The sequence below is a fragment of the Sphingobium sp. ba1 genome (assembly GCF_000743655.1).
Taxonomy (GTDB): Bacteria; Pseudomonadota; Alphaproteobacteria; order Sphingomonadales; family Sphingomonadaceae; genus Sphingobium.
Map to the genome: position 1 here is coordinate 28,716 of NZ_JPPQ01000070.1, position 6,974 is coordinate 35,689.

8 protein-coding genes are annotated in these 6,974 nt (G+C 65.4%); 5 read left to right on the plus strand and 3 right to left on the minus strand.

What is annotated here, in order from left to right; all coding sequences use genetic code 11:
• Nucleotides 1-15: 15 nt before the first annotated feature.
• The gene (locus IL54_RS19000; RefSeq protein WP_037479478.1) at nucleotides 16-816 is read right to left on the minus strand and encodes a TrmH family RNA methyltransferase; all 801 of its coding nucleotides are present in this window, start codon (nucleotides 814-816) and stop codon (nucleotides 16-18) included.
• Between the two features lie 129 nt (nucleotides 817-945).
• Between IL54_RS19000 and IL54_RS19005 the strand changes: the two genes are divergently transcribed.
• Entirely contained in the window at nucleotides 946-2,043 is a 1,098-nt protein-coding gene (locus IL54_RS19005) for an AI-2E family transporter (protein ID WP_037479535.1), read from the plus strand.
• Between the two features lie 56 nt (nucleotides 2,044-2,099).
• Here the strand turns inward: IL54_RS19005 and IL54_RS19010 are convergent, their stop codons facing one another.
• On the minus strand, nucleotides 2,100-3,305 hold the full coding sequence (locus IL54_RS19010; protein ID WP_037479485.1) for a penicillin-binding protein activator: 1,206 nt from the start codon (nucleotides 3,303-3,305) through the stop codon (nucleotides 2,100-2,102).
• Between the two features lie 11 nt (nucleotides 3,306-3,316).
• Between IL54_RS19010 and rsmI the strand changes: the two genes are divergently transcribed.
• The 4 genes from rsmI to IL54_RS19030 all read left to right on the plus strand — a co-directional run bounded on the left by rsmI (nucleotide 3,317) and on the right by IL54_RS19030 (nucleotide 6,390).
• Nucleotides 3,317-4,159: a 16S rRNA (cytidine(1402)-2'-O)-methyltransferase gene (gene rsmI, locus IL54_RS19015; RefSeq protein WP_037479487.1), complete on the plus strand. Its 843-nt coding sequence runs from the start codon at nucleotides 3,317-3,319 to the stop codon at nucleotides 4,157-4,159.
• Nucleotides 4,156-4,509, plus strand: coding sequence for a YraN family protein (locus IL54_RS19020; protein WP_037479490.1), 354 nt, complete (start codon nucleotides 4,156-4,158; stop codon nucleotides 4,507-4,509). The genes rsmI and IL54_RS19020 overlap by 4 nt, the downstream gene beginning before the upstream one ends.
• Nucleotides 4,510-4,651: 142 nt before the next feature.
• Nucleotides 4,652-5,626, plus strand: coding sequence for a glutathione synthase (gene gshB / locus IL54_RS19025; RefSeq protein WP_037479493.1), 975 nt, complete (start codon nucleotides 4,652-4,654; stop codon nucleotides 5,624-5,626).
• Between the two features lie 164 nt (nucleotides 5,627-5,790).
• Nucleotides 5,791-6,390: a DedA family protein gene (locus IL54_RS19030; RefSeq protein WP_037479495.1), complete on the plus strand. Its 600-nt coding sequence runs from the start codon at nucleotides 5,791-5,793 to the stop codon at nucleotides 6,388-6,390.
• Here the strand turns inward: IL54_RS19030 and IL54_RS19035 are convergent.
• The coding region (locus tag IL54_RS19035) for a tyrosine-type recombinase/integrase (protein ID WP_037479537.1) at nucleotides 6,387-6,974 on the minus strand (588 nt) is incomplete at its 5' end. The genes IL54_RS19030 and IL54_RS19035 overlap by 4 nt on opposite strands.

Here is a 6,974-nt window from a genome sequence, read left to right on the forward strand (position 1 = left end):
GTATGTTGCGTACCGTTATGATCGTCGCCGTTTCTGGTTGAGCAGTTCATAGGCCATCACCGCCGTCGCCACTGCCGCGTTCAGGCTGTCGGCCTTGCCCAGCATGGGCATCTTCACCAGCAGGTCGCATTCGGCTTCATAGGCGTCCGGCAGGCCCTGCGCTTCATTGCCGACGAGCAGGAAGGCCGGGCTTTGGTAGCGCGGCTCCTGATAGTCATGGGTTGCCTTGAGGCTGGTGCCGATGAGTTCGCCGGGGCCAGCGCGCAGCCAGGTCATGAATTCGGGCCAGCGCGCCTGGGTGATCGTCTGGGTGAACAGCGCGCCCATCGAGGCGCGGACCGATTCGACCGAGAAGGGATCGACGCAATCGTCGATCAGGATCAGGCCGCCCGCGCCCACCGCGTCGCCGGTGCGCAAGATGGTGCCAAGATTGCCGGGGTCGCGCAGCGATTGCGCGACGATCCAGATGTCCGCCTTGGTGCGATCAAGCGCATCCAAGGGCGTCAGCCGGTCGCGATAGACGCCGACCACGGCCTGGGCATTATCCTTGCCGCTGATCTTCGACAGGATGTCGGCGCTGGTTTCGATGACGTCGCCGCCCGCCGCTTCCATCGCCGCGATCAGCTCGGCCGCCAGCGGATGCGTAGACCCCGCGTGGAACAGCATTTCGGGCAGCACGCCTTCCTCACGCGCTTCGGTCAGGATGCGTAGGCCTTCGGCCAGGAACAGCCCTTCGGCCTTGCGGAACTTCTTTTCGCGCAAGGATCGGACACGCTTCACCAGCGGGTTTGAAAATCCGGTGATTTCGCGTGCCACGGTTGCTCGACGTCCCAATTGCCCAAGGAATGGGCTTCTCTATCGACGGAAACGACAAAAGGACAGAGGGCAGGGTCGGCTGGTCGTTCGGCGATGGATTTGATCGTCGATTTTTGCGAAGGAGCGCGCATGGACTCCCAAACGCCCCCGCCGCCGCTGCACGTCTCGCCCAAAATCGAGGATGGTTTTTTCCTGGGCGTCGTCGTGCTGGTGTCGATCGCCTTTCTGCTGGTGATCCAGCCCTTCTTCGCGGCGATATTGTGGGGCGTGATCGCGGCGATCCTGTTCGCGCCGATCTACCGCAATATATTGGAGAAAATGCCGACCCATCGCAACGGGGCGGCGTTGATCACGCTGTTCCTGATCCTGGGGATCGTCATCATCCCGGCCTTCGTGCTGGGGGCGGCGCTGTTGCAGGAAGCGGCCTATTTCTACGGCAAGGTCCAGTCGGGGGAAATCGACTTCGCCCGGCTGTTCTCGCAGATGATGGCGGCACTGCCCGACTGGTCGCGCCCCTATTTGCGGCGGTTGGGCCTGAGCAATTTCGATGCGGCGCAGGCGATGGTGACGAAGGGCATCACCAGCAGTTTCCGGGTGCTGGCGGCGCAGGCGTTCCAGATCGGCCAGAGCGCCTTCAGTTTCTTCATGGCGCTGGGCGTGATGCTGTACCTCTCTTACTTCCTGTTGCGCGATGGCGAAAAATTGTCGCAGCGCATCGTCGCCGCCGCACCGTTGCGCGCCAGCCAGCGGCAAGCGCTGATCCAGCAATTCGTCATCGTCATCCGGGCGACGATCAAGGGCAGCATCGTCGTCGCCATCGTTCAGGGGCTGATCGGCGGCATCGTCTTCTGGGCCTTGGGGATCGAAGGCGCGTTGCTCTGGGCGGTGCTGATGGGGGCGTTTTCGCTGTTGCCGGCGGTCGGCACCGCGATCGTGTGGGTGCCGGTCGCCATCTACCTGTTCGCCAGCGGCGCGATCTGGCAGGCGATCGTGCTGGTGGCGTGCGGCGTGCTGATCATCGGCATGGTCGACAATGTGCTGCGCCCGATCCTGGTCGGCCGCGATACGCGCATTCCCGATTATGTGGTGCTGATCACGACGCTGGGCGGGATCGAGCTGTTCGGCTTCAACGGCATCGTCATCGGCCCAGTGATCGCGGCGCTGTTCATCGCCACCTGGAACATCTTTACCCGGATGCGGCAGGTGGGTGGCCTCGCGGAAGGGTAAGGCACCGAGCGTCACCCGGCCCGCCGGGTGGCAGGCCGGGTGACGCTCGCTTTCGGTTAATCCTCGAAGCTGCGGGGCGCAGGCGCGATGACGGTCATATTGCCCGCGCCGATTTCGGTCACTTCGAGCGCGCGTTCGGCAACGCCGGAGCGCGAGAATCGGAAGGCGCCGTCGATGCCCGAAAAGCCGCCCGCGTCGCGCAGGCGCGCGGCGGGGAAGGCGCTGCCGGGCTTCCAGTCCTGCGCGATCCGCACCGTCAGCAGCACGGCGTCATAGCCAAGCGAAGACAGGCGAAAGGGCGCGCTGCCGTAGCGGGCGCGATATTTGGTGGCGAGCTGGCGATAGAGGCTGTCGGAAACGCTGGCGAACCAGGCACCGCGCAGCACGGGGCTGGCGGACAGCGAGCCTTCGGTATTCCATAATTCGGTGCCGAGTAGCCGCGCCGTCGCGCCGCCATTTTTGCGCACGATCGGCGCGATCTGGAGCGCGACGCGGCCGCTGTCGGCGATCAGCAGCGCGTCATAGCTGGAGGAAGCCTGCAATTTCTTGACCGCCGCCGTCATCGACGCGGGGCTGCGGTCGAAGGTCTGCATCGATACGACCGTGCCGCCCGCCTGTTCGACCGCGCGCAGCAGGGCATTGCCCGCCCGCTCGCCATAGGTGCCGCGCGGGATCAGCGCGCCGAACTGGCTCAGCCCCTTTTGCCGAGCAAAGCCGACGACGCGCTCGATCGACTGATTGGGGTTGTAGCCCATGATGTAGACGCCGCTGCCCGCGACGCCGCTGTCGTTGGAGAAGCTGATCACCGGCACATTGGCACGCGCCGCGATCGGCCCGATCACGCGGGCATCGTCGGCCAGCAAGGGGCCAAGGATCAGGCGGTTACCATCGGCCAGCGCCTTGTTGGCTGCCGCCGCCGCGCCCAGCGCGGTGTCATAGGTGGTGATGCGGACCTTGTCGGTCTTGGTATCCATCAGCGCCAGCGTGGTGGCGTTGGCGATCGACTGGCCGACGCCCGCATTGGTGCCGCTCATCGGCACCAGCAGCGCGACGCGATGGCGCAGCGTGTCGGTGGGCAGGCCTTCGGTCACATCGGGACGTGTCGGCTGAACCGGACCGGTGGGCGTCGTCGGGGCCGGTCCCTTGGGCACGATCGACTGACAGGCGGCGAGCATCAGGGCGCTCGCGGCGAAAGCCAGCCGTGCGCCGCGTTTGAGGGAAGCGAACAAGTCCGCTTGCCGGGAGGCATCCGTCTCTGTCATCTGGCGTCCTTATGGAAACTCAATCATCGGGTCTTGAACCTGGGCTTTATATCGTCGCGGGGCCGATCGGCAACCTTGGTGACCTTACTCCCCGCGCGGCGGAGGTGTTGCGGCTGGCCGATGTCGTCGCGGTCGAGGATACGCGGGTCAGCGCGCGGCTGCTCCGCCATGCAGGCTCTGATCGGCCGATGCTGCCCTATCATGACCATAGCGGCGAAAATGTGCGCCAGCGGCTGGTCGAGCGGATGGCGGGCGAATCAGTCGCCTTGCTGTCGGATGCGGGCACGCCGCTGATTTCCGATCCGGGCTACAAGCTGGTGCGCGACGCGCGGGCGGCGGGGCGCAGCATCACGACGCTGCCAGGGCCAAGCGCGGCGATCGCGGCGCTGACCCTGTCGGGACTGCCGACCGATCGGTTCCTGTTCATGGGTTTCCTGCCCAGCAAGGCCAAGGCGCGGGGCGATGCGCTGGATGAGGTGGCGGGATTGCGGGCGACTCTGGTCTTCTATGAAAGCGGGCCGCGCCTGTCGGAAAGCCTGTCGGCGATGGCGGCGCATCTGGGCGACCGGGAGGCGGCGGTCAGCCGGGAGATCAGCAAGACGTTCGAGGAAACGGCGTGCGGGACGCTCAGCGAACTGTCCGCCCGCTATGCCGAGGCCGCGCCCAAGGGCGAGATCGTGGTGACCGTCGGCCCACCGGGCGAAGCGCCGCCCGCGACTGCCGAAGATGCCGACGCCGCGCTGCGCGAGGCGCTGACCCGGCTGTCAGTGTCGAAGGCCGCGGGCGAGGTGGCCAAGAAACTGGGGCTGGATCGGCGCACGCTTTATGACCGGGCGACGGAATTGAAGGGGTGAAGCGCGAAAGCGCCGAGCGCCGCGACCGTCAGGCGGAGCGGATCGCCGCCTGGTGGCTGCGGCTCAAAGGCTGGCAGATCGTCGGGCGACGGATGCGGACGGCGGCGGGCGAGGTCGATCTGGTCGCGCGCAAGGGCACGATGCTGGCGTTCGTTGAGGTGAAGGCGCGGGGGAGCGCGGCGGAACTGGACCTGGCGATCGACGAACGGCGGTTGCGCCGGGTGGCGGCGGCGGCGGAAATATTGTGGCATGACCTCGGCAAAGCGGGCGACGATATGCGAATCGACGTCATCCTCCTTGCGCCGGGCCGCGCGCCACGCCATCTGGCGAATGTCTGGCATGGGGGGTGATCTGTCCTTCCATACACCCCTTCGTCACCCTGAACTTGTTTCAGGGTCCATTGGCTCTGCGGCTGCGGATATACGCGGCGGTAGGACGAATGGATGCTGAAACAAGTTCAGCATGACGAGTCATTATATGAGGATGACCCCAATGACGCAGCTCAACCCCCTGACCGTCGCGGTGCAGATGGACCCGATGGAGGGCATCAAGATCGCGGGCGATTCGACCTTCCACATCATGCTGGCGGGGCAGGCGCGGGGGCACCGGCTCTATCATTATCTCGCCCATGACCTGACGTTCCGCGACGGCCGGGTGCTGGCCAAGGCGCGGCCGGTGCATGTGCAGAAGGTGGATGGCGATCATTTCGCCTATGGGCCGGAAGAGATGATCGACCTGGGCCGCGATGTCGATGTCGTGCTGATGCGGCAAGACCCGCCCTTCGACCTGTCCTACATCACCGCCACCCATTTGCTGGAGCGGGTGCAGGATGAGACGCTGGTGGTCAACGATCCCGCCAGCGTCCGCAATGCGCCGGAAAAATTGTTCGTGCTGGATTATGCGCGCTTCATGCCGCCGACGATGATCACCCGCGACCTCGCCGAAGTGCGATCCTTCCTCGCCGAACATGGCGAGATCGTGGTCAAGCCGCTCTATGGCAATGGCGGCGTGGCGGTGTTTCATGTCGGCAAAAATGGCGCAAACCTCTCCTCGCTGGTGGAACTCTTCAACGCTTCATGGGTCGAGCCGTTCATGGTTCAGGCTTTCATTCCCGGCGTCGCGGAGGGCGACAAGCGCATCGTACTAGTCGATGGCGAAGTCGCGGGCGCGGTGAACCGGATTCCGGGCGCGGGCGAGATCCGGTCCAACCTGGCGGTCGGCGGCTCGGCGGCCAAGACCGTGCTGACCGACAAGGAGCGCGAAATCTGCGCGGCGATGGGGCCGGAACTCAAGCGGCGCGGCCTGTTGTTCGTGGGCATCGACGTGATCGGCGGCGAATGGCTGACCGAAATCAACGTGACCTCGCCGACTGGGATCGTGTCGATCGAGGCGTTCGACGGGACCGACACCGGCGGGCTGATCTGGGACGCGATCGACGCCCGACTCGCAGCGCGCGTGGCGGCTTGAGGTTTTTTTGTAACCTTTCGCCCGTTCGGGCTGAGCGTGTCGAAGCCCTGTCCTTTCTTTCAGGAACTGCGGCCCTTCGACAAGCTCAGGGCGAACGGCGGATAGGTCGGTACTTCGTTGCGGACGTCAGCGGCCTGCTGGCTGGTGGGCTGTGAGCGATATGTATGACTGACTGGGTGCTGCGCCTGATCGATGCGGGCGGCTATTGGGGCATTTTCCTGCTGATGGTGCTGGAAAATGTCTTTCCGCCGATTCCGTCCGAACTCATCATGGGCATTGGCGGCATTCGTGTCGGCCAGGGGCGGATGGATATGGGCTGGCTGTTGCTGGCTGGCACGATCGGCACAACGATCGGCAATTATTTCTGGTATATGATCGGCCATGTGCTGGGCTTTGCCCGGTTGAAGCCGCTGGTCGATCGCTATGGCCGCTGGGCGACGCTGGAGTGGCGCGATGTCGAGGCGCTGGATCGCCTGTTCGGCAAATATGGCCAGATCGTCGTGTTCGTGTTCCGCTTCATGCCCGCGCTGCGGACGATGATCTCGCTGCCCGCCGGACTGTTTCGGATGGGGCATATTAAATTCCTGGCCTGGACCGCTGGGGGGGCGCTGATCTGGAATATCATCCTCGCTTATGCCGGTTTCGTGCTGGGCCGCAATTTCAGCGAGATCGACAAATATATCGGCCCTGCCGCGACGATCTGCGTCATCGGGGCGGTGCTGATTTATCTATGGCGGCTCGCGACCTGGCGGCCGAAGGGTTAGGCGCGTGGGTGGGCGTTGCGATAGACGTCCATCAGATGCGCGGCATCGACCTGGGTATAGACCTGGGTCGATGACAGGCTGGCATGGCCGAGCAGTTCCTGCAAACTGCGCAGGTCTGCGCCGCGCCCCAGCAAATGCGTCGCGAAACTGTGGCGCAGGGCATGGGGCGTGGTGCGGTCCGACAGGCCCAGCCGCCCGCGCGCGCCCTGCACGGCGCGGCGGATCAGCGCAGGCGACAGCGGCCCGCCGCGCGCCCCCCGGAACAGCGCTTCGTCGCGGCTCATGGGGAAGGGGCATTGATCGACATAGGCCTCGATCGCCTGGCGCACTTGCGGCAGGAGCGGGACTTGCCGGGTCTTGTTGCGTTTGCCGGTGACGCGCAGCGTGTCGCCGAGCGGCAGCGCGGCGCCGGTCAGCCCCATGGCTTCGCCAATGCGCAGGCCCGCGCCGTAGAGCAGCAGCAGCACCGCCCAGTCGCGCGCGCCGATCCATGGCAGGCGCGCGATTTCCGCAATGTCCTGTGCCAGCGCGACGGCTTCGTCGGGCGAGATGGGGCGGGGGAGGCCGCGCTTGGCCCGTGGCCC

Bases quoted from the DNA above. Each gene is read 5' to 3' on its own strand.
- IL54_RS19030 (WP_037479495.1), top strand. From the start codon at position 5,791: ATGACTGACTGGGTGCTGCGCCTGATCGATGCGGGCGGCTATTGGGGC.
- rsmI (WP_037479487.1), top strand. From the start codon at position 3,317: ATGGAAACTCAATCATCGGGTCTTGAACCTGGGCTTTATATCGTCGCG.
- IL54_RS19005 (WP_037479535.1), top strand. From the start codon at position 946: ATGGACTCCCAAACGCCCCCGCCGCCGCTGCACGTCTCGCCCAAAATC.
- IL54_RS19010 (WP_037479485.1), bottom strand. From the start codon at position 3,305: ATGACAGAGACGGATGCCTCCCGGCAAGCGGACTTGTTCGCTTCCCTC.
- gshB (WP_037479493.1), top strand. From the start codon at position 4,652: ATGACGCAGCTCAACCCCCTGACCGTCGCGGTGCAGATGGACCCGATG.